Origin of the sequence: Lysobacter antibioticus HS124, from assembly GCF_000336385.2 — a bacterium.
In the GTDB taxonomy this organism is placed as follows: domain Bacteria; phylum Pseudomonadota; class Gammaproteobacteria; order Xanthomonadales; family Xanthomonadaceae; genus Lysobacter; species Lysobacter firmicutimachus.
In genome coordinates, this window is sequence record NZ_HG424601.1 from 1 (window position 1) to 20,923 (window position 20,923).

A 20,923-nucleotide genomic window follows, 5' to 3' on the forward strand; every position below is an offset into this window, starting at 1 on the left:
CGAACCCCGCCGCGTTCGCCGCGGCCGGACCCGCCGCGGCGGCCGCCGCCCGCCGTCGCGGCGGCGTACGGACGAAGGCTCAGCATCAACCTGCTAGGCTTTCGCTCATGATCGAAACCGGCCCCCTCGCTCCCGCCCCCGTCGCGCAGCCCACCCTCGCCACCCGTTTCCGCGGCTATCTGCCGGTGGTCGTCGACGTCGAAACCGGCGGCTTCGACTGGAACAAGCATGCCCTGCTGGAAATCGCCGTGCAGCCGCTGGAACTCGACGGCGACGGCCGGTTGGTGCCGGGCGCGGTCGCCAGCGCCCACGTGGTGCCGGCTCCGGGCACCCTGATCGACCCCAAGTCGCTGGAAGTCACCGGCATCGACATCGACCATCCCTTCCGCGACGCCAAGCCCGAGCGGCAGGCGCTGGAGCAGGTGTTCGCGCCGGTGCGCGACGCGGTCAAGCGCCACGGCTGCCAGCGCGCCATCCTGGTCGGCCACAACGCCCATTTCGACCTCAATTTCCTCAACGCCGCGGTCGCGCGCAGCGGCCACAAGCGCAACCCCTTCCATCCTTTCAGCGTGTTCGACACCGTGACCCTCGCCGGCGTCGCCTACGGCCAGACCGTGCTCGCCCGCGCCGTGCAGGCCGCCGGCCTGCAGTGGAACGCGCAGGAAGCGCACTCGGCGGTCTACGACACCGAGCGCACCGCCGAATTGTTCTGCAAGATCGTCAACGCCTGGCCGGCCGGCGCCGCGCGCGGCTGAGTCTGCCACGGCAGAACGGCATCGATCACCGATAAAGGCGTTCGCGTACCTCTCATGGCAGTACGATAGCGCAGCTGAGGCCATCGCCGAGCGCTATCGGCTCGATTGACGCGCGTTCGCGTTCGCGTGCCGATGTTGCGCGCGCGCAACATGCCGGTCCTGGCCGTCCGCCTCGTGCGGCCTCGTTTCCTGGAGTGCGAGCGGCGCTGCGCCGCCCGATAACGGCCCGCGACGCGGGTCGCGGCCCAGGACGGGAGGACAGGATGTTCGCTTTCGACGACGAGCAGTTTCTCGACGGTTATCGCCGGCGCTTCGGGCCGCTGCGCGAGGATTTGGTGCAGGCGCTGCGTTTCCTGATGGGGCGCATCGAGCAGGACCGCAGCTTCACCGACAGTGCGGTGCACCGGCAGCAGATCGCCTATTGCATGGCCACCTTCAAGTGGGAGACCGCGCATACCCTGCGCCCGATCGACGAGTTCGGCGACGATGCCCGCTTCGAACGGCTGTACGGCGCGCACACCCGGATCGGCAAAGCGCTGGGCAACACCAAGCCCGGCGACGGCGCGCGTTATCACGGCCGCGGCTACGTGCAGCTGACCGGCCGCACCAACTACGAACGCGCCGGCAAGCTGCTCGGCGTCGATCTGCTGGGCAAGCCCGACGACGCCAAGAAACCGGAGATCGCCTATGCGATCGCGATGGAAGGCATGAAGAAAGGCTGGTTCACCGGCAAGAAGCTCGACCACTACTTCAAGCCGGGCCAGGCGCCGAACTACGAGGAAGCGCGGCGCATCATCAACGGCATGGACAAGGCTCAGACCATCGCCGACATCGCCCGCCGTTTCGACGAATTGTTCGCCAGCGCGTTGGAGCCGGCCTGAGCGGAGATCGCGCCCGCGCCGTCGCGACGACGGCGCGGGCGCAGGCGCTCAGGCGAGCTTGAGGCCGATCAGGCCGGCGACGATCAGGACCACGCTGGCCACGCGCAGCGCATTCGCCGGCTCGTTGAACAGCACGATGCCGAGGATCACCGTGCCGACCGCGCCGACGCCGACCCAGATCGCGTACGCGGTGCCGACCGGCAGCGATTTCATCGCCAGGCCGAGCAGGCCGACGCTGATCGCCATCGCCGCAACGGTGCCGACCGAAGGCCACAAGCGGGTGAAACCTTCGGTGTACTTGAGGCCGATCGCCCAACCCACTTCGAACAGGCCGGCGAGAACGAGCAGAATCCAGGGCATGACGCAGCTCCCATGCAGATGGGGCCGTCCCCTGACGAAAACGCGCGCCCCTGGCGGGCTGCGCGGACCCGGGTCGTCCCGGATCGCGGCGCAGTATATCGGCGCCCGACGCGGGCGGAGCGCAGCGGCATCCCCGGGGTCAGCGGGGGGTTACAGTGGAGGACGGCGCGTGAAGGCGCGAGGAAATGCCGCGCGCAGGCGCCGAACGGGGCTGCGGGCGGGCGCGCCGACGCTTCTCGTTCTTGCGCATCCCTTCTACCCGCCGCGTGCGTCCTGCCCGCCGGCGCGCCGCGCGCGCCGACCGTCCTGCGGGCGCCCGGCCTCAGCCGCGCTGGCGCACCGCTTCGAACAGGGTCACGCCGGCGGCGACCGAGACGTTCAGGCTTTCCACGCCACCGGCGGCGTTGCCGCCCGGCATCGGGATCTTGACCAACTGATCGCAGGTATCGCGCGTCAGGCGGCGCAGGCCGTCGGCTTCCCCGCCCAGCACCAGGGCGACGTTGCCGCGCAGGTCGATCGCGTACAGCGAGGCCTCGGCTTCGCCGGCCAAGCCGTAGATCCACACGCCCAGCTGCTGCAGGTCGCGCAACGCGCGCGCCAGGTTGGTCACCGGAATCACCGGAATGCTATCGGCGGCGCCGGCCGAGGTCTTGCGCACGGTGGCATTGACCTGCACCGACTTGTCCTTGGGGATGATCACCGCGGTAGCGCCGGCCGCGGCGGCGCTGCGCAGGCAGGCGCCGAGGTTGTGCGGGTCCTGCACGCCGTCGAGCACCAGCACCAGGGCACGGCCTTCGGCGGCCTCGATCAGCCCTTCCAGCTCGTTCTCGTTCCAGGTCTTGGCCGCGGCGTAACGCGCCACCACGCCCTGATGACGCAATCCGCCGACCACGCCGTCCAGCGCCTGGGTCGCGACCCGGCGCACGTCGATGTCGGCGCGGCGCGCGGCGGTCTCGATCTCGGCCAGGCGCGGGTTCTTGGCCCCGGCTTCGATCAGGACCTCGCGCACGTTCTGCGCATCGTGTTCGATCGCGGCGGACACGGCATTGATGCCGGCGATCCATTGTTTCTGGCTCATGGGACTTCCGTGGGGCTGGGAGGCCGCGCGACGGCTGGAACGGCGGCGCGGCGGGGGCGGACGGCAATTCTAAGCTACCCGGCCGCACCGGGCCCGGCCCGGCGCGGTTGGCGGGATCGGCGCCGAGGCGGGTTCGAAGCCGATCTCCCTGCCTCGCCAGGGCCGACGAAACCGGTTCACGCACGGCGCTCGCCCCCTTTGCGTGAGGGGGCGATGGTCCGGCTATGACCGGGCGGGCCGCCGCCTCGAACGCACGAGGACGGGGAAGGACGCGAAACCGACGGTTCAGTACTTCTGCTTGGCCCGCTTCGCGGGCTGCCCGCGCGGCGGCAGCGGCTTGACCCCGCGCTCCTCGACCAGCCGGAAATCGATCTTGCGGTCTTCCACGCTGGCCTTGAGCACGATGATCTCGACCCGGTCGCCGAGCCGGAATTCGCGACCGGTGCGCTCGCCCTGCAAGGTCTTGCGGATCGGATCGAAGTGGTAGTAGTCGTGCGGCAGCTGGGTCACGTGGACCAGGCCGTTGACCTTGGACTCGTCGAGCTCGATGAACAAGCCGAAGCTGGTCACGCCGCTGATGGTGCCGGCGAACTGGCCGCCGACGTGCTGCTCCATCCACGCCGCGCGGTAGCGCTCGTCGACCTCGCGCTCGGCCTCGTCGGCGCGGCGTTCGCGTTCGGAGCACTGCAGCGCCAACGCGGCCATCTGCCGCGGCGAGTATTCGTAGGACGCCGGCTTGGCCCCGCTCAGGGCATGCTTGATCGCGCGATGCACGAGCAAGTCCGGGTAGCGCCGGATCGGCGAGGTGAAATGCGCGTAGGCTTCGAGCGCCAGGCCGAAATGGCCGACGTTCTCCGGGGCGTACACCGCCAGACTCTGGCTGCGCAGCAGCACCGACTCGATCAGCGCCGCGTCGGCGCGCTCGCGGATCTTCTTCAGCAAGGCGGTGAAGTCGCGCGGCTCGACCTGGGTCCAGGGCGGCATGCGCAGCTTGAACTCCTTGAGGAACTCCTGCAGGTCGGCGTACTTCTGTTCCGGCGGGCGCTCATGGATGCGGAACGGCGCCGGCACCTGGCGCGCGATCAGGTACTTCGCCGCCTCGACGTTGGCGGCGATCATGCACTCCTCGATCAGCTTGTGCGCGTCGTTGCGCTGCAGCATGCCGGCCTGCACCACTTCGCCGTCCTTGCCGAGCACGAAGCGCACTTCGCCGGATTCGAACTCGATCGCGCCGCGTTTGGCGCGCGCCTTGGACAGCACGTGGTACAGCTGGTGCAGGCGCTGGATATGCGGCAGCAGCGAGCCGATCTGAGCCTGCGCCTCGGCCTTGGCCTCCTCCGGCACGTCGCCGACCGCGTTCCAGACCTGGGTGTAGGTCAGGCGCGCATGCGAATTCATCACCGCTTCGTAGAACTTCGATTCGCCGACCTGGCCGTCGCGGTCGATCTGCATGTCGCAGACGAAGCACAGCCGGTCGACCTTCGGGTTCAGCGAACAGATGCCGTTGGACAGGGTCTCCGGCAGCATCGGCACGACGAAGCCGGGGAAGTACACCGAGGTCGCGCGCTTCTGCGCCTCTTCGTCCAGCGGCGTGCCCGGCCGCACGTAATGCGAAACGTCGGCGATCGCGACCACCAGGCGGAAGCCGTTGCGGTTGCTCTCGCAATACACCGCGTCGTCGAAATCCTTGGCGTCCTCGCCGTCGATGGTCACCAACGGCATCGCGCGCAGGTCGACGCGACCGGCGGCCACCGATTCGGGCACGGTCAGCGGCACCGCGGCGGCTTCGTCCAGCGTCGCCTGCGGGAACTGGTCGGGAATCTCGTGGCCGTGGATCGCCGCCTGCACCGCCAGCGAGGCGGTCAGCTTGTCGCCGAGCACGGCCAGCACGCGGCCGATCGGCGGTCGCTTGGGATCGGGCGCCTGGACCAGTTCGCACACCACCAACTGGCCGTTGTGCGCCTCCATGCGCGCGTCCGGCGGAATCTGCACGTTGCGCTGGATGCGGCGGTCGTCGGGCACCACGTAGCTGATGCCCTGCTCCAGGGTAAAACGGCCGATCAGGCGATTCAGGCGCCGCTCCAGCACTTCGACGATCGCGCCTTCGCGGCGACCGCGACGGTCGACGCCGGTGACGCTGACCAGCACGCGATCGCCGTGCATGGCCTTGCGCATTTCGAACGGCGGCAGGAACAGGTCGTCGCCGCCGGCCTCCGGGCGCAGGAAGCCGAAGCCGTCGGGGTTGGCGATCACCACGCCGGGAATCAGGTCCATCTGCGCCGCCGGAGCGAATTCGCCCTTGCGGTTCTGCAGCAGTTGGCCGTCGCGCAGCATCGCGCCCAGGCGCTTGGCCAACGCTTCGGCGCGATCGGGGTCGGTCAGGTGCAGGCGTTCGGCCAGATCCTCGGCGGTGAGCGGGCCGTCGGCCGCGATCAGGGTCTGCAGGATCAGCTCGCGGCTGGCGATCGGCTGCGCGTAGCGCATCGCTTCGCGCTCGGCATAGGGATCGTGGTAGGCGGGCGCTCGCGGCGCATCGGCCGGAGCCGAGGATTTCTTGCGCGGGCTCTTGGCCGGCCCGTGCTGGAGATTCTCCGGCAGCCAGGCCGGGCGCGGGGTCGCGCTCTTGCGGCTGCGCGGGGCGGCGGACTTGCCGGCGGTGGTATGGGAAGGGGTCTTGCCGCCGGTCTTTCCGGTCTTCTTGCTCTTCGGTTTTTTGGTCATGGCGGCTATGGTCGCACATTGCCATGAACGCGGCGTCGGGGCCGGCCCCGGCGGTCCGGCCGTCCGACGCACGGTCGCAAGCCAGGCTCGCGTTGCGCTGCGTCAAAGCACGCTGCGCGAAACGCCTGCCGGGCGCGCCACGGCACATGCCGATGTGCAAAGGCGCGCACAGATCCTCCGCACCGATGTTCCCCCGCCCGCTTGCGCTCGCGGCGCTTGCGCGAAGCCCCGACCACCGCACAAAACCGGCCTGCGGCGAGGCTTAGGGTCGCCTCGTCCGCGGCTTGCGCGGACCGGCGGCTGCCCCGCCGACCTCCCTCCAGACCTCCAAGGAAATCGCACGATGATCCGCAAGAACGCGCTTTGCCTCGCGCTGCTCGCCGGCCTGTCCGCTGCGTCGGCTCACGCTGCACCGCCGGCGGCGGCCGAAATGGATTCGGCGCCGGTCGTCGAAGCTCCCTCGGCCGGCGCCATGGGCGCGGCCGAATTCGTCCTCTCGGCCAAAGCCGGCGCGGTGCGCCCGGTCAGTCTGATGCGTCCCACCGATCTGGAACGTTCGGCGCTGAAGCAGCGCCGCGTACAGCAGGACAAGCACGGCCAGCCGCTGGAAATCGGCTTCGCCCGCGATGTCGCCCGCAGCGACATCGATCTGCGCACGCTCAACTGGCGACCGCTGGCCGACGGCGGGCAGGCGGCGCGCCTGGAGCTGCGTTCGGAAACCGCCGTGGCGCTGCGCGCCGGTCTGTCGTTGCGCGGCGCCGGTGCGGCGGCGGCGCTGTTGCACTTCGCCGGCAACGACGGCCGCGTGTTCGCCGCCCGCGGCGCCGAGTTCGCCGGCCCTGCGATCGGCTGGTCGCCGCTGGTGGCCGGCGACACGCTGAACGTGGAAATCGTCCTGCCCAAGGGCGTGCGCCGCGACGGCCTGCGCCTGAAGGTCCCGCAGCTCTCGCACCTGGACGTCAGCCCGGTCGCCAGCGAACGCGAGTTCCAGGCCCTGGTCGGCGAAAGCGACTACTGCGAGAAGGACATCGTCTGCCGCACCAGTCCGCCCTCGGGCTTCGTTTCCACCGCCAAGTCGGTGGCGCGCATGACCTTCACCAGCGGCGGCGGCACCTACCTGTGCACCGGCACCCTGCTCAACAACAATCACTCGCCGAAGAAGCGCCTGTTCTGGACCGCCGCGCACTGCATCAGCACCCAGACCGTGGCCAATTCGCTGCAGACCTACTGGTTCTACGACGTCACCACCTGCGGCGGCAGCACGGTTAATCCGGCCTACACCACGCTCAGCGGCGGCGCCTATCTGCGCCACGCCAACCGCACCCGCGACACCGCCCTGCTGGAGCTGAAAACCGCGGCGCCGGCCGGCGCCGTCTACGCCGGCTGGTCGAGCTCGGCGATCGCTTCGACCGGCACCGCGATCGAGGGCATTCACCACCCCGCCGGCGACGTCAAGAAATACTCGTTGGGTTCGGTGACCGGCCTGTCGACCTCGATCGACGGCAAATCGCCGCTGTATCGCGTGGTCTGGAACACCGGCGTCACCGAAGGCGGCTCCTCCGGCTCGGGCCTGTTCACCGTGACCGGCAGCGGCGGCTATCAACTGCGCGGCGGCCTCTACGGCGGCTATTCCTACTGCAGCGCGCCGCGCGATCCGGATTACTACTCGCGCTTCTCGGACATCTACTCGAGCGTGTCGAGCTACTTCAACCCGTGACCGGCCCCGCGCCGTCCGCCGCCGTGCGCGGCGGGCGGCGCATCGCTCGCCCTCCTGCAGGAGCGGCGCAAGCCGCGGCACCCGCAGAGAGGTACGCGAGCGCGACCGGCCCAGCGAGGAGTCGTTTGTTGCGCGCCTGGGTCGGACGATCAGGGTTTCGGGTACGGGCGTGGCATCTCGCCGTTCCGGTCGTCGCGGCTGACTCCGCTCCTACACAAGCGGGTTGCGCCGGGCACGCAACCGCGGCGGTCACAGCATTGTGCAAGAAAACGGAACGGCCGCTGCGCAGGCAGCGGCCGTTGCTTGCACCGATCGGTCGACAGCGGCGGCGATCAGGGCCAGGGCATCTCGCCCTTGGCGACCTTGGCGCTGATCTCCAGCGACAGGTCGCCGCCGAGCTGCGGGTAGCGCTGCTTCATCGCCGCGATCAGCGCGTTGGCGTCCTGGGCCTTGGCCGCTTCCTCGTCGAAGGCGCGAATGTAGCCGGCGCTGAAATGCACTGCGTCCAGAGTCTGCGCCGAACCCGGCGCGAAGTGGCCGGGAATCACTTTCTCCGGCTTCAAGGCTTCGATCTTCGCCAGCGTCGCCAACCAATCCTGGTGCGACTTCGGCGTCTGCGTGTCGGCCATGAACAAATGCTCGCCGGCGACCACCGGCACGCCGCCGGCGACAGTGCGGATCGACGGTATCCAGACGAAGCTGCGGTCCGGGCTGGGGCCGTCGAGGCCGACGATCTGCAGGCTCTGCCCTTCCAGCTCGATGCGGTCGCCCTGCAGCACCTCCGGCACGACGATGCGCTTGGGCGCGTCGGCGCCGAGCTTGGGGCCCCAGTACGCCAGCTTGCCGGCCTGGGTGCTGCGGATGTGCTCGACCGTCGGCGCGGTGGCCAGGATCTTGGCTTCGGGGAAAGCGGTCTGCAGGGTGTCCACGCCGAAGTAGTAGTCCGGATCGCCATGGCTGATGTAGATCGCGCTCAGGCGCTTGCCCGACGCCTTGATCCGCTCGACCAGTCGGCGCGCGTCGGCGGCGGAGAACTGAGCGTCGATCAGCACGGCGTCCTTGGCGCCGGTGACCAGCACCGAGGCGACTTGGAACAGCCCCTTCTCGCCGGGGTTGTAGACCTCGGTCTGCAGCGGCGCAGCGGCGGGTTCGGCGACGACGGGGACATCGTCCGCCGCCGCGGTAGCGCCCGGCGCGACCGGCTCGGCCTCGCGTTGGCAGGCGATCAGGCCCAGGCTCAGGCAAGCGGCACCCAGAGCGGTAAACAAGCGGGTTCGGATCATGGACATGGCCTCGTAAGAATCGTGGTCGGACGGAGCAACGGATTCGGCGCAGCTGCGGCCGATATACCGGCGCCGGCGCCGAGGGCGGGTGACCGGAGCGATGGCCGGCATGCGAGGCAGAATAATTGACCGAAACAGTGCCAAAAATTGCGCACAAGTCGATTATCTGTTGCTTATATCGGACATATAAGCCGTCGGCGACCGCCCCTCCTGGTTCGCGATCCGATCAAAACCCTTCAATTCGATATTGCAGGTTACAAGCGCCCGTTCTACGCTGCGCTCATCCACGAGGGAACGCCATGCGCCTGGAACCCCACGACTTCCGCCCCGCCGATCTGGTCGGCGGCGATCCGGCCCTGGACCTGGTCAACACCGTCACCGCGCGCGACAGTGAGCCGCGCGATTGGCTGGACGGCTATCCGGCCCTGCTCGACTGGGCCGCGCGCAGCGGCGCCTTCGCCGAGGCCGACCTCAGCCGACTGGACGTCCTGCGGCGCGAATCGCCGGCCCAGGCCGCGGCGGCGTTGGCCCGTTGCAAGCAACTGCGCGAGGCCTTGTGCGACGTCTTGTACGCGTCGGCCGGTGGCCGCGCGCCCGACGCGAGCGCGCTGGACGCGATCGACCGCGCCCGCCTGGACGCCTCGCGCGCTGCGCGCCTGGTGTCCGACCGCGGCCGGCTGCGCACGCAGTGGTCGCCGCAGCGATCGGGCCTGGACCTGATCGCACACGTCATCACCGCCTATGCGATCGACCTGCTCAAAGACCCGCGCATCGACCGCCTGCGCGTCTGCGACGGCCGCGACTGCGGCTGGGTGTTCGTCGACACCTCCAAGAACGGCCGCCGCCGCTGGTGCGACATGGCCACCTGCGGCAACGTCGCCAAGGCGCGCCGGTTCCAGCAGCGTCATCGCGACGCCGAATAGGCGCCCCCATGCGCAGCCCGCCCCTCCGGTTTCATCGATCGTCGATGGCGCTCGCCCTGCTGGTCGCCGTTGCCGTCTGCGCCGCACCGTCCGCGGCCGGACCGGTGCCGATGCGCTGGACCCCACCGGCCTTGTCCAGCGACGAGTACGAATCCTCGCCCACGTTCAGCCCGAACGGCGAGGACATCGTGTTCATGCGCAGCGACCGCAACTTCGCCCGCTGGCGGCTGCTGCACTCGCGCTGCGAACGCGGCCGCTGGTCGCCGCCACGCGCACCGGCGTTCGCCAGCCCCGAGGCCGGCATCGACGCCGACCCGGCCTTCAGCCCCGACGGCCGCCGGCTGTACTTCGTGTCCTCGCGCCACGACCCGCGTCGTGAGGATCTGGATATCTACGTGGTCGAGCGCCGCGGCGCACGCGGCTGGTCCGCGCCGCGGCGCCTGCCGGCGCCGGTGAACTCGCCGGCCTCGGAGCTGCTGCCGCGCCCGGGCGCCGACGGCCGGCTCTATTTCGGCTCCAGCCGCGACGGCGGCCACGGCCAAGGCGATCTGTATGTCGCGCAAACCGATGCCGCCGGACGCTGGACGGCGGTCAATCTCGGCGCACCGCTGAGCAGCGCCGCCAACGAGTACGAGGCCGACGTCTCGCGCGACGGCCGCCGGCTGATCGCGGTGATCGACCGCGGCGACCGCTCGCACCTGTACCGGTTCGAGCGCGAGCGCGGCGCCTGGCGCGAACGCGGCCGCCTGCCCGCGCGCGAAGACGTGTTCCAGGTCGGGCCGTTGCTGTCGCCGGCCGGCGACCGGTTGCTGTTCGCCCAGGCCGACGGCGAGCGTTCCGGCGAACTGTTCCTGCTCGATCTGGTCGACGCGCCCGACCGGCGCTGGCCGCCTGCCTGCGGTGGACCGCCGCCTCCGCGGCGCAGCGGCAGCGACTAGCTCGCTGGACCGGCGGCCGGCGCTTCGGCCCCGGCCGCGCCCGCGCGCGGCTTGGGCGCGATCAGCGGGGTCTGCTGCATGTTGCCGTACAGCAGCGGCACGCCGGCGCGGGTGCCGCCGACCAGTTCCAGTTCGAAGCGCTCGGCGTCGCGGCGGCGGATGTCGGCGACCACCTCGCTCGCTTCGTCGGCCGGCACCCCGAGTTCGACCAGTGCGACCTCGCCGAAACGCATCGCCGACTCGAAAGTTTCGCGCACCTGCAGATCGACGCCAGCATTGACCAGCTCCAAGGCGTGCTCACGGTCGAAACTGCGCGCCAGCACCTTGGCCTGCGGGAACTGGTGGCGCACCAGTTGCACCGTGGTGGTCGCCGCGGCGCGGTCGTCGATGCAGATCGCGATCAGCTGCGCGGTGTCGGCGCCGGAGGCATGCAGCACGTCCAGGCGGGTGCCGTCGCCGTAGTAGACCTTGAAGCCGAAGCTCTGCGCGCTCTGGATCATGTCCACGTCGGTGTCGATGATCGAGACCTCGACCCCGCGCGCCAGCAGCGATTGGCATACCACCTGACCGAAGCGGCCGAAGCCGACCAGCAACACGCTGCCGCTGAGCCCGTTGGGCTCGTCCACGCCTTCCAGCGACAACGCCGCCTTCGGCGCCAGCCGGCGCAGCAGCAGGATCGCGATCGGAGTCAGCGCCATCGACAGCACCACGATCGCGGTCAGGTTGGCGCCGGTCTCGGCGTCGAGCAGGCGCGCGCCGACCGCGGCCGAGAACAGCACGAAGGCGAACTCGCCGCCCTGCGCCATCAGCACTGCGCGGTCCAGCGCCTCTGTGTGGCAGGACTTCAAGGCCCGCGCCACGCCATAGATGCAGACGGCCTTGGTCAGCATCAGGATCAGCACGCCGCCGACGATCAGCGGCCAGTTCGCCGCCACCACGCGCAAATCCAGCGACATGCCGACGCTGAGGAAGAACAGGCCGAGCAGGATGCCGCGGAAGGGTTCGACATCGGCTTCGAGCTGATGGCGGAAAGTCGATTCCGACAGCAGCACGCCGGCCAGGAAGGCCCCCATCGCCATCGACAGCCCGCCGACCTGCATCAACAGCGCGGCGCCCAGCACCACCAGCAAGGCGGCCGCGGTCATGACCTCGCGCGCCTTGGCCGCGGCCAGCAGCCGGAACAGCGGGTTCAGCAGCCAGATGCCGGCGGCGAGCAAGGTCGCCAGCGCGGCCAGGGCGACGCCGATGTCGGCCCAGCGCGAACGCGCCGCGCCATCGGCGACCGCATCGGCCGGCGCCATCAGCGCGACCAGGGCCAGCAGCGGCACGATCAGCAGGTCCTCGAACAACAGGATCGAGACGATGCGCTGGCCGCGCGGCAAGGCCAGGTCGCCGCGCTCGCCGAGGATCTGCATCACGATCGCGGTCGACGTCAGCACGAACCCCATCGCGCCGATGAAGGCCACCACCGGCGGAAACCCGAACAGCAGCCCGACTCCGGTCATCGCCGCCGAACAAGCCAGGATCTGCACGCTGCCGAGGCCGAAGATCTCGCGCCGCAGACTCCACAGATGCGAGGGCCGCATCTCCAGGCCGATCAGGAACAGGAACATCACCACGCCGAGCTCGGCCACGTGCAGGATCGCCTGCGATTCGGCGAACAAGCCCAGGCCGAACGGACCGATCGCCAGGCCCGCAGCGAGGTAACCGAGCACCGAGCCCAGGCCGATGCGCTTGAAGATCGGCACCGCGATCACCCCGGCGGCCAGCAGCACCACCACCTTCACCAGTTCGCTGCCCTGCGCTTCGGCCGCCATCGCCCACCTCGCTTGCCTATCGATCGTATCGGTCGTATCGGTCGGAGCCGCGCGGCGGCGCGCTCCACTGCGACAGCCTAGCAGGCGCGCCGATGCAGTCTAAGCCGGGCCTTCGCCGTCGCCGCGTTGCTATGATCGCCGCCTGCCGACCGCCATCGAAGGACTCGATCATGCTCCGCTGCGCGCGCTCTCTGGCCCGGGCCGTCGTTCCGTTCGCCGCCGGCGCGCTGGCCGCAGCGGCATTGGCGGCGGCGTCGCCGGCACGCGCCGCGGGACCGGCCCACATCGCCGCCTCCGATCGCAGCGCCTGGCCGCAGCCGCTGAACGCTCCGGCCGCGTTCGACCTCGCCTCGCGCGCCGAGATCCTCGCCTTCGCCCGCCAGCTCGCGCTGGGCGAGACGCTCGACGACGCGGCCTTGCGCGCGCGCCTGGGCCTGAAGCAGATCGACCGGCCGGCGCTGGAACGCATCCGCGACCGCTTCTGGCAACGCCTGGCCGCGGGCTACCGCAACGCGCTGCGCACTTGCTCGCCCCCGGACGCATTCTGCGCGCCGGCCAGCGACGCCGCGGCGCTGCGCGGCCTGGCCCTTCGCTTCGAGGCCGCGCCGGAGCCGGCCTACGCGGCCTGGTACGCCGACGCGGCGCGCTTCCATCGCGTCTACCTCGATGAGCAATTGCGCCTGGCGGCGCTGTTTCCGCGGGTCAGCAGCGAAATCGACACCTACTCGGCGATCGAGTCCGACGGCAGCGAGCTCGGCGACCGCCGCTTCCTGCTCAGCTTCGACGACGGCCCCACCCCGTCCGGCGGCAACACCGACCGGCTGCTGCGCACCTTGCGCGAGTTGCGGCTGCAGGGCACCTTCTTCGTCCTCGGCGAATCGCTGCAGCGGCGCAGCGACGACGCCGCCCGGCTCTACGCGGGCATGTGCGTGGCCTCGCACGGCTGGCAACACCAGTCGCACGCGCGCTGGCCGCAATGGCAGGACTCGGTGAGCCGCAGCAGCGCCCTGGTCGCGCAACGCGTCGGCGCCGGCTACGTGCCGTTGTTCCGCCCGCCCTATGGCCAACGCCTGGCCGACAGCGGCGCGTTCTTCCGCGCCCAAGGCCTGCGCGTGGCTTTATGGAACATCGACAGCCAGGACTGGAACGCCAAGGTATCGGCCGACGCGGTCGGCCAGCGCCTGCTCAGCCTGATGCTGCTGTGGCGGAGCGGCACGATCCTGTTCCACGACGTGCACGACAAGGCCCGCCAGGCGCTGCCGTGGCTGCTGCAGCGGACCCGCGGCGCCGGCCTGGAGTGGGTGGACTGCAAGCGCTACCCCGCGGCCGCGGGCTGAGCGCAACGGCGCGCGCTCGCGCAATCGGCCTGCACGGCCGCCGCCGACGCCCGGGCGGCATCGGCGGCCATGGCCGAAAAACGCGACGAAACCGCGCTCGCTGCGACGGTTTCGCTGGACGCCGCGCGAATTTTTAGAACTGTCGCGCGACCGTCAGAACGTCGCATCCGCTGCGTCGACGCGGGCTCAGAATGCGCTTCGGCCCGCCGCTGCAGGCGTGCCGTTCCCGACCGCGACGGACCTGCGGCAGCGAACATCCGCTGCCGCTCCGCGCGCATTCAAACCATCACGCAAGGATCTGCGTATGACCAAGCATCGCTCGCTCGCGGCTTTCGCCGCCACCGCCCTGCTCATGCTCGCCGCGCCGCTGGCCTCGGCCGCCACGCCGCCGCCGGACGCCGAAGATCACGTCCGTATCTGCAATGCCTACACCGCCGACCTGTGGCTGGATTTCGGCAACAGCGGCAGCACCGCCACCGTGGTCGCCAAGGCCAGCGTGCGCCCGAGCTTCAGCCCGCCGGCGCCGGCGCCGGCCTGGTACATCGTCACCGCCCAGGTCTCCGGCCGCAGCCACGACGGCGTCCCGGTGACCACCGATTCGCAGTCGCTGGACGGCGCCTACAGCTTCCCCGGCACGCCGGCGCGCAAGGGGCTGACCGTGTTCCGCAGCTCGACCTGCGAACTGACCGGCAAGGCGATCGTCGAAGTCGCCTGTCCGAACGGCGGTTCCGACATCAAGACCCTGACCGTCAGCTGGCCGCGCTGCGGCACCTGATCGGCGCGGCGCCCGCAGCGATGCGGGTACCGTATCGCTCTCGCATCGGGCGCCAGCAAGGCGCCCGATGCTTTCCCGTTCAAACCAACGCGGCCTGGTGCACGCCCGCCACCGCTCGTCCGGACGGGTCGGCGGCATTGGCGAAGGCCGCATCCCAGGCGATCGCCGCCGGCGACGAACAGGCGATGGACTTGCCGCCCGGCACGGTCTGCGCGCAGGCCTCGCCGGGGAAATGGCGTTCGAAAATGCTGCGGTAGTAGTAGGCTTCCTTGGTCTGCGGCGTGTTGATCGGAAAACGCACCGCCGCCGCGGCGAACTCGCGGTCGCCGACCTGGGCCTCGGCGTGCGCCTTGAGACCGTCGATCCAGCCGTAACCGACGCCGTCGCTGAACTGCTCCTTCTGCCGCCACAGGATTTCCTTGGGCAGGTAGCCTTCGAAGGCCTCGCGCAGGATCGACTTCTCGATCCGCCCGGCGGCCTTGTCGACCATCTTGGCCTGCGCGTCCATGCGCATCGCCACGTCGAGGAATTCCACGTCCAGGAACGGCACCCGCGGCTCCACGCCCCAGGCCATCATCGATTTGTTGGCGCGCAGGCAGTCGTAGCTGTGCAGCGCGTCGAGCTTGCGCACCAGCTCCTCATGGAACTCGCGCGCGTTCGGCGCTTTATGGAAATACAGATAGCCGCCGAAGATCTCGTCGGAGCCTTCGCCGGACAGCACCATCTTCACCCCCATCGCCTTGATCCGCCGCGCCAGCAAGAACATCGGCGTGGAGGCGCGGATCGTGGTGACGTCGTAAGTCTCGATATGGGCGATCACGTCCGGCAGCGCGTCCAGGCCCTCCTCGAAGGTGTAGGTGAAACCGTGATGGACCGTGCCCAGCGCCTGGGCCGCGATCTCCGCCGCGGCCAGGTCGGGCGAGCCCTGCAGGCCGATGGCGAAGGAATGCAGCCGCGGCCACCAGGCCTCGGCCTGGTCGTCCTCCTCGATCCGGCGCCGGGCGAAGCGCGCCGCGCAGGCCGCGACCAGCGAGGAATCCAGCCCACCGGAGAGCAGCACACCGTAGGGCACGTCGCTCATCATCTGCCGATGCACCGCGCGTTCGAACGCCTCGCGCAATTCCTGCAGCGACACATCGACCCCTCGCACCGCCTCGTATTCGCGCCACGGCCGCTGGTAATATTTCACCGCCACTCCGACCTCGCTGTCGTAGTAATGGCCCGGCGGGAACGGCGCGACGTCGTCGCACAGCCGCGCCAGCGCCTTCATCTCCGAGGCCACCCACAGCCGGCCATCGGCATCGTGGCCCCAGTACAGCGGGCATACGCCGATCGGATCGCGCGCGATCACATAGCGACCGCGCGCGGCATCCCACAGGGCGAAGGCGAAGATGCCGTTGAGCCGGCCCACCCATTCGCCGATCTCGCCGCCTTCGCGGTACAGGGCGTTGATGACCTCGCAGTCGGACTTGGTCTGGAACGCGTACGCGGTGCGCAGTTGCTGTTCCAGCTCGCGGTGGTTGTAGATCTCGCCGTTCACCGCCAGCGCCAGTTCGCCGTCGTCCGAGCGCAGCGGCTGCGAGCCGCCGGTGGGGTCGACGATGGCCAGCCGCTCGTGGACCAGGATCGCGCGCGGATCGACGCTGACCCCGGACCAGTCCGGGCCGCGGTGGCGTTGGCGCGCCGACAGCGACAAGGCCAGCGGGCGCAACGGACGCAAGTCGGCGCCGGGGCGCAAATCGAACAGACCAAGAATCGAGCACATCGGGGCATCTCCAGGAGGGTTGAGCGGCGGTTCGGGTGGGTGGAAGTCGTTTTGGGGGCCTGAAACGCAAGAAGCCCGCACTTCGCAGTGCGGGCTTCCTGAGCGAGTTAGCGTGTGTTGCGCGCGCTAATCGCCGGCCCGCGGGAGGCTGGCGTTATTGCGGTTATTGTTGTTGGCGCGCACGTCGGCCACGGCCGCGCAGGCACGGCCGGCGCTGGCGGCGCGGCGGCGGTCGGCGGTGGCGGACGGGAAAGTCATGAGCCGATCCTGCTTGAGGACGGCGCCGGATGCAAGCGCCCCCGACCGACGGCGCCCGGAACCGCGACCCGCCGCCCCAATCCCCAATCCCCAATCCCCAATCCCGAATCCCCAATCCCGTTCCAAGCTAAGCTCGGCCACGGAGGACCCCCATGGCCAAATGGATCAAGCGCGCCCTGCTCGCGCTGTTGTGCCTGTCGTTGATCGGCGTCGTCGCGGCCTGGTGGCTGCTGCGCGGCAGCCTGCCCCGCCTGGAAGGCGAACTCGCCCTTGCCGGCCTGTCCGCACCGGCGCGCGTGCAGCGCGACGCGCTCGGCGTGGTCACCGTCGAAGCCGCGAACCAGACCGATGCCGCGCGCGCGCTGGGCTTCGTTCACGCTCAGGAACGCTACTTCGAGATGGACCTGCTGCGCCGCACCGCTGCCGGCGAGTTGTCGGCGCTGTTCGGCGAGCGCGCGCTCGACTTCGACCGCCGCCATCGCGTGCACCGACTGCGCGCCCGGGTGCAGCAGCATCTGGCCGAATTCTCCGGCGATCAGGCCGCGCTGCTGCAAGCCTATGCCGACGGCGTCAATGCCGGCCTGCGCGGGCTGTCGCGCAAGCCCTGGCCCTATCTGCTGCTGCGCAGCGAACCCGCCCCCTGGACCGTGGCCGACTCGGCCCTGGTCGGCTATGCCATGTATTTCGACCTGCAGGGCGGCGACAACGCGCGCGAGCTGGCGTTGTGGCGGATCCGGCCGCACGTGCCGCCGGCCCTGTTCGCGCTGCTGACCAACCCCGGCAGCACCTGGGACGCGCCGCTGTACGGCGCGCCGTTCGGCGACGCGGCATTGCCCAGCGCCGAGCAGTTGGACTTACGCCAACTGCCGGCGCCGGCCTCGGCCAGGCTGATCCCCTTGCCCTTCCTCGACGAAATCGGCAGCAACAACTTCGCCGTCGCCGGCAGCCTGACCGCCGACCGCCGCGCCATCGTCGCCGACGATATGCACCTGGGCCTGCGCGCGCCCAACATCTGGTTCCGCGCACGCCTGCGCTACCCGGACCCGCGCGCGCCGGGCGGCCGCACCGACGCTTCCGGCTTCACCCTGCCCGGCCTGCCGGCGGTGGTGGTCGGCAGCAACGGGCACGTCGCCTGGGCCTTCACCAACAGCTACGGCGACTGGGCCGACTGGTCGCTGCAGCCCGGCTGCGCCGGCGACGCCGGGCCGGCGACCTGCGCCGGCCTGAGCGTGCACGAGGAAACCATCGCCGTCGCGGGCCGCGCGCCGGAGAAGCTCATCGTGCGCGAAACGCCGTGGGGCCCGCTGCTGCACGACAACGCCGACGGCAGCGCGCTGGCCCTGCGCTGGAGCGCGCACCTGCCCGGCGCGCTCAATCTCGGCCTGGCCGAGCTGCAGCGCGCGGGTTCGGTCGACGAGGCGCTGCAGGCCGCGCGGACGGTGGCGATGCCGGTGCAGAACCTGGTGGTGGGCGATCGCGGCGGCAAAATCGCCTGGCGCCTGCTCGGCCCGATTCCCGAGCGCGAGGGCTCGTGCAGCACCGATGCGCTGGCCGAGAACGCCAATGCCGACGGACGCCCTCTGCAGGTGCCGACCTGCCCGCCCTGGGCGATCCAGACCGCCGACGCGCCGGACCTGGTGGCGCCGCCGTCGGGCCGTTTGTGGACCGCGAACACGCGCACCCTCGACGGCCTGGAACTGGAGCGCATCGGCCAGGGCGACTATGTGCTCGGCGCGCGCGCCGGCCAGATCCGCGACGGCCTGTTCGCCAAGCAGCGCTTCGGCGAACGCGACCTGCTGGCGATCCAGCTCGACGACCGGGCGCTGTTCCTGCAGCGCTGGTGGCGCCTGTTGCAGGCGCAAGGCGAACGCGCGAAGCGAGCCGGCGGCTCGCCGGCGCTGGCCGCGCTGGCCCAGGCCTCGCAGCGCTGGGAGGGCCGCGCAGAACCGGGCTCGGTCAGCTATCGCATGGTGCGCAATTGGCGCCGCGCGGTGTTCACCCGCATCGCCAACGGCCTGACCGCACCGGCGCAGGCGGCGCTGGGCGCTCAGTTCGAAATGCCCGACCTCAAACAGCTCGAAGGGGTGATCTGGCCGTTGTTGAGCCAGCGCCCGGCGCATCTGCTGCCGCGCAACGAATCGTCCTGGGACGCGCTGCTCGAGCACGCCGCGCAAGATGTGCTGGACGAACTTAAAGTGTCGCCGGGCCCCGGCGCCGCCGCGCAATTGGCCCGGCATACGTGGGGCGAGCACAACACCGCCTCGATCTGCCATCCCTTGGCGTCGGCCTTGCCCGGCTTCGCCCGCAGCGCCCTGTGCATGCCGCCGGATCGCTTGCCCGGCGACGCGGCGATGCCGCGCGTGCAACGGCCCAGCTTCGGCGCGTCCGAGCGCATGGTGGTGTCGCCGGGCCACGAGGCCGACGGCATCGTGCACATGCCCGGCGGCCAGAGCGGCCACCCGCTGTCGCCGTTCTGGGGCGCGGGCCACGACGACTGGGTGCACGGGCGGCCCACGCCGTTCCTGCCGGGGACAGCGAAATACACGCTGCGGTTGCGGCCGATCGAGTGAGCCGCCGCGGCAAGACCGAGTCCGGAATCCAAACGGCCGCCGCGCTCGGCCGCATCGCGGTCGCGGCTTATGACCGCAGGAAATCCCTGAGGGACACCGCTCCCACCAGGGGCGGCCGGCTTGCTGTGGGAGCGGCGTAAGCCGCGACCGGCGGGCGTCGACACCTCTCGATGTCGACCTGCGCGCAACCGCAACGAAGCGATCGCGCGCCGCCGCCCGTCTCAGCCGTTCTCGACCAGCAAGCGCTCGATCAGCGCCAGATACAGCTCCGGCAGGGCCTCCAAATCGGCGACCGAGACGTTCTCGTCGACCTTGTGGATGCTGGCGTTGACCGGGCCGATCTCGATGCAGTGCGCTCCCAGCGGCGCGATGAAGCGCGCATCGGAGGTGCCGCCGCCGGTGCTCTCCTCCGGCGCGGCGCCGGCGAAGCGGCCCAGCACTTCGCGCGCCGCGGCGCGCAAAGGCCCTTCCGGAGTGTAGAACGGCTCGCCGCCGCGGAACCACTGCAAACGGTATTCCAGGCCGTGCGCCTGCAGTACCCGCTCGCACTCGCGCTCCAGCCGCTGCGCGTCCCAGTTCGGGTTGTAGCGCAGGTTGAACAGCACCTGCAGTTCGCCCGGGATCACGTTGTTGGCGCCGGTGCCGGCGTGGATGTTGCTGATCTGCAGCGTGGTCGGCGGAAACGTCTCGTAGCCCTGATCCCAACTCCGGGCGGCCAGTTCCGACAGCGCCGGCATGGCCTGGTGGATCGGGTTGCGGGCCTTGTCCGGATAGGCGACATGGCCCTGTACGCCGATCACGCTCAGCGTCGCCGACAAGGTGCCGCGACGGCCGACCCGCAACAGGTCGCCCAGCGTGCGCGTCGACGAAGGCTCGCCGGTGACGCACCAGTCGATGCGCTCGCCGCGGGCCCGGAAGGTCTCGGCGACCTTGCGCACGCCGTCGATGGCGTCGCCTTCCTCGTCCGAGGTCAGCAGCAAGGCGACCCGGCCGCGGTGGCCGGGATGGCGCGCGGCGAAGCGCTCCAGCGCGACCACGAACGCAGCCACGCTGCCCTTCATGTCGGCCGCGCCGCGTCCGTACAGCACGCCGTCGCGGATCTCGGGGCGGAACGGATCGCTGGCCCAACTGTCGGCCGGGCCCGAAGGCACTACGTCGGTGTGTCCGAGCAGGACCAGGGTTGGCCCCTCGCCCGCCCCATGGGTCGCCCACAGGTTGTCGACATCGCCGTAACGCAGGTGCTCGCAGGCGAAGCCTGCGCGCTGCAGGCGCTGCGCGATCAAGTCCTGGCAGCCCAGGTCCTGCGGAGTCACCGAAGCGCGTCCGATCAGCTCGCAAGTCAGCGCCAGGACGTCGCTGGACGCGGCGCTCACGAGCCGATCCCGAAGCGCTGCTTGAAGCCGTTGTCGCTGAAGCCCTGGCTCACCTTGCCGTCGTCGGTGACCACCACCGGCCGCCGGATCAGCTGCGGATACTCCTTCAACAGCAGCTTCCACTCCGCATCCGAGGCCGGCTCCTTGCGGTTCGGCGGCAGGGTCCGCCAGGTGGTCGAGGACTTGTTGATCAGGCTGTCCCAGCCGCCGAGCTGGTTTTTCCACTCGATCAGCGTTTCCGGGCTCTGCCGGTTGTCGCGATAGTCGACGAAGGCGTGGGCGACGCCGAAGCGGTCGAGCCACTTGCGGGCTTTCTTGCAGGTGTCGCAGTTGTTGAGGCCGTACAGGGTGGTCATGGCGGACTAGCCTTTG

At 70.3% G+C, this 20,923-nt stretch carries 17 protein-coding genes; 8 read left to right on the plus strand and 9 right to left on the minus strand.

Annotated elements, in window-relative coordinates; translation table 11 throughout:
• Nucleotides 1-107: 107 nt before the first annotated feature.
• Both rnt and TX83_RS21020 read left to right on the plus strand, forming a co-directional pair.
• A complete protein-coding gene (rnt, locus tag TX83_RS21015) occupies nucleotides 108-755 on the plus strand; it encodes a ribonuclease T (protein ID WP_064749940.1) in 648 nt (215 codons plus the stop codon).
• Nucleotides 756-1,018: 263 nt separating this feature from the next.
• On the plus strand, nucleotides 1,019-1,636 hold the full coding sequence (locus TX83_RS21020) for a glycoside hydrolase family 19 protein (RefSeq protein ID WP_064749941.1): 618 nt from the start codon (nucleotides 1,019-1,021) through the stop codon (nucleotides 1,634-1,636).
• A 48-nt stretch (nucleotides 1,637-1,684) separates the two neighbouring features.
• Here TX83_RS21020 and sugE read toward each other — a convergent pair whose 3' ends face one another.
• The 3 genes from sugE to rnr form a co-directional block, all read right to left on the minus strand.
• Entirely contained in the window at nucleotides 1,685-1,996 is a 312-nt protein-coding gene (sugE, locus tag TX83_RS21025) for a quaternary ammonium compound efflux SMR transporter SugE (RefSeq protein WP_064749942.1), read from the minus strand.
• A gap of 322 nt (nucleotides 1,997-2,318) precedes the next feature.
• Nucleotides 2,319-3,074 (minus strand): 23S rRNA (guanosine(2251)-2'-O)-methyltransferase RlmB, encoded by a 756-nt coding sequence (rlmB, locus tag TX83_RS21030; protein ID WP_064749943.1) that lies wholly within the window; start codon nucleotides 3,072-3,074, stop codon nucleotides 2,319-2,321.
• A gap of 285 nt (nucleotides 3,075-3,359) precedes the next feature.
• Nucleotides 3,360-5,795 carry a ribonuclease R gene (gene rnr, locus TX83_RS21035; RefSeq protein ID WP_064749944.1) on the minus strand — a complete coding sequence of 812 codons (2,436 nt, stop codon included), beginning with the start codon at nucleotides 5,793-5,795 and terminating at the stop codon, nucleotides 3,360-3,362.
• Between the two features lie 343 nt (nucleotides 5,796-6,138).
• Here rnr and TX83_RS21040 point away from each other — a divergent pair, with 343 nt between their 5' ends.
• The gene (locus TX83_RS21040) at nucleotides 6,139-7,512 is read left to right on the plus strand and encodes a trypsin-like serine peptidase (RefSeq protein WP_064749945.1); all 1,374 of its coding nucleotides are present in this window, start codon (nucleotides 6,139-6,141) and stop codon (nucleotides 7,510-7,512) included.
• Between the two features lie 332 nt (nucleotides 7,513-7,844).
• Here TX83_RS21040 and TX83_RS21045 read toward each other — a convergent pair whose 3' ends face one another.
• Nucleotides 7,845-8,795 carry an MBL fold metallo-hydrolase gene (locus TX83_RS21045; protein WP_079248372.1) on the minus strand — a complete coding sequence of 317 codons (951 nt, stop codon included), beginning with the start codon at nucleotides 8,793-8,795 and terminating at the stop codon, nucleotides 7,845-7,847.
• A gap of 299 nt (nucleotides 8,796-9,094) precedes the next feature.
• Between TX83_RS21045 and TX83_RS21050 the strand changes: the two genes are divergently transcribed.
• On the plus strand, nucleotides 9,095-9,718 hold the full coding sequence (locus tag TX83_RS21050; protein WP_064749946.1) for a CGNR zinc finger domain-containing protein: 624 nt from the start codon (nucleotides 9,095-9,097) through the stop codon (nucleotides 9,716-9,718).
• Between the two features lie 44 nt (nucleotides 9,719-9,762).
• Nucleotides 9,763-10,656 carry a PD40 domain-containing protein gene (locus TX83_RS21055; protein WP_064749947.1) on the plus strand — a complete coding sequence of 298 codons (894 nt, stop codon included), beginning with the start codon at nucleotides 9,763-9,765 and terminating at the stop codon, nucleotides 10,654-10,656.
• Here the strand turns inward: TX83_RS21055 and TX83_RS21060 are convergent.
• Entirely contained in the window at nucleotides 10,653-12,473 is a 1,821-nt protein-coding gene (locus TX83_RS21060; RefSeq protein WP_064749948.1) for a monovalent cation:proton antiporter-2 (CPA2) family protein, read from the minus strand. The two genes, TX83_RS21055 and TX83_RS21060, sit on opposite strands and share 4 nt — an antisense overlap.
• 170 nt (nucleotides 12,474-12,643) lie before the next feature.
• Between TX83_RS21060 and TX83_RS21065 the strand changes: the two genes are divergently transcribed.
• Both TX83_RS21065 and TX83_RS21070 read left to right on the plus strand, forming a co-directional pair.
• Nucleotides 12,644-13,810 carry a polysaccharide deacetylase family protein gene (locus TX83_RS21065; protein WP_075575297.1) on the plus strand — a complete coding sequence of 389 codons (1,167 nt, stop codon included), beginning with the start codon at nucleotides 12,644-12,646 and terminating at the stop codon, nucleotides 13,808-13,810.
• Nucleotides 13,811-14,114: 304 nt separating this feature from the next.
• Complete coding sequence (locus TX83_RS21070; protein WP_064749949.1) at nucleotides 14,115-14,585, plus strand: hypothetical protein; 471 nt, start codon at nucleotides 14,115-14,117, stop codon at nucleotides 14,583-14,585.
• Nucleotides 14,586-14,664: 79 nt separating this feature from the next.
• Here TX83_RS21070 and asnB read toward each other — a convergent pair whose 3' ends face one another.
• Together asnB and TX83_RS24035 are read right to left on the minus strand one after the other, a co-directional pair.
• Nucleotides 14,665-16,350, minus strand: coding sequence for an asparagine synthase B (gene asnB, locus TX83_RS21075; protein ID WP_064749950.1), 1,686 nt, complete (start codon nucleotides 16,348-16,350; stop codon nucleotides 14,665-14,667).
• 126 nt (nucleotides 16,351-16,476) lie between these two features.
• Nucleotides 16,477-16,608: a hypothetical protein gene (locus TX83_RS24035; RefSeq protein ID WP_261370241.1), complete on the minus strand. Its 132-nt coding sequence runs from the start codon at nucleotides 16,606-16,608 to the stop codon at nucleotides 16,477-16,479.
• Nucleotides 16,609-16,760: 152 nt separating this feature from the next.
• Between TX83_RS24035 and TX83_RS21080 the strand changes: the two genes are divergently transcribed.
• Complete coding sequence (locus TX83_RS21080) at nucleotides 16,761-19,178, plus strand: penicillin acylase family protein (protein ID WP_064749951.1); 2,418 nt, start codon at nucleotides 16,761-16,763, stop codon at nucleotides 19,176-19,178.
• A 221-nt stretch (nucleotides 19,179-19,399) separates the two neighbouring features.
• Here the strand turns inward: TX83_RS21080 and dapE are convergent, their stop codons facing one another.
• Both dapE and TX83_RS21090 read right to left on the minus strand, forming a co-directional pair.
• Complete coding sequence (gene dapE / locus TX83_RS21085) at nucleotides 19,400-20,551, minus strand: succinyl-diaminopimelate desuccinylase (RefSeq protein ID WP_064749952.1); 1,152 nt, start codon at nucleotides 20,549-20,551, stop codon at nucleotides 19,400-19,402.
• Nucleotides 20,548-20,907 carry a Spx/MgsR family RNA polymerase-binding regulatory protein gene (locus TX83_RS21090; RefSeq protein WP_064749953.1) on the minus strand — a complete coding sequence of 120 codons (360 nt, stop codon included), beginning with the start codon at nucleotides 20,905-20,907 and terminating at the stop codon, nucleotides 20,548-20,550. Before TX83_RS21090 ends, dapE begins: the two co-directional genes overlap by 4 nt.
• Nucleotides 20,908-20,923 lie beyond the last annotated feature (16 nt).

Bases quoted from the DNA above. Each gene is read 5' to 3' on its own strand.
- rnr (WP_064749944.1), bottom strand. From the start codon at position 5,795: ATGACCAAAAAACCGAAGAGCAAGAAGACCGGAAAGACCGGCGGCAAG.
- TX83_RS21055 (WP_064749947.1), top strand. From the start codon at position 9,763: ATGGCGCTCGCCCTGCTGGTCGCCGTTGCCGTCTGCGCCGCACCGTCC.
- TX83_RS21045 (WP_079248372.1), bottom strand. From the start codon at position 8,795: ATGATCCGAACCCGCTTGTTTACCGCTCTGGGTGCCGCTTGCCTGAGC.
- TX83_RS21020 (WP_064749941.1), top strand. From the start codon at position 1,019: ATGTTCGCTTTCGACGACGAGCAGTTTCTCGACGGTTATCGCCGGCGC.
- TX83_RS21070 (WP_064749949.1), top strand. From the start codon at position 14,115: ATGACCAAGCATCGCTCGCTCGCGGCTTTCGCCGCCACCGCCCTGCTC.
- rnt (WP_064749940.1), top strand. From the start codon at position 108: ATGATCGAAACCGGCCCCCTCGCTCCCGCCCCCGTCGCGCAGCCCACC.
- sugE (WP_064749942.1), bottom strand. From the start codon at position 1,996: ATGCCCTGGATTCTGCTCGTTCTCGCCGGCCTGTTCGAAGTGGGTTGG.
- rlmB (WP_064749943.1), bottom strand. From the start codon at position 3,074: ATGAGCCAGAAACAATGGATCGCCGGCATCAATGCCGTGTCCGCCGCG.
- TX83_RS21050 (WP_064749946.1), top strand. From the start codon at position 9,095: ATGCGCCTGGAACCCCACGACTTCCGCCCCGCCGATCTGGTCGGCGGC.
- TX83_RS21090 (WP_064749953.1), bottom strand. From the start codon at position 20,907: ATGACCACCCTGTACGGCCTCAACAACTGCGACACCTGCAAGAAAGCC.
- TX83_RS21065 (WP_075575297.1), top strand. From the start codon at position 12,644: ATGCTCCGCTGCGCGCGCTCTCTGGCCCGGGCCGTCGTTCCGTTCGCC.
- TX83_RS21060 (WP_064749948.1), bottom strand. From the start codon at position 12,473: ATGGCGGCCGAAGCGCAGGGCAGCGAACTGGTGAAGGTGGTGGTGCTG.
- asnB (WP_064749950.1), bottom strand. From the start codon at position 16,350: ATGTGCTCGATTCTTGGTCTGTTCGATTTGCGCCCCGGCGCCGACTTG.
- TX83_RS21040 (WP_064749945.1), top strand. From the start codon at position 6,139: ATGATCCGCAAGAACGCGCTTTGCCTCGCGCTGCTCGCCGGCCTGTCC.
- TX83_RS21080 (WP_064749951.1), top strand. From the start codon at position 16,761: ATGGCCAAATGGATCAAGCGCGCCCTGCTCGCGCTGTTGTGCCTGTCG.
- TX83_RS24035 (WP_261370241.1), bottom strand. From the start codon at position 16,608: ATGACTTTCCCGTCCGCCACCGCCGACCGCCGCCGCGCCGCCAGCGCC.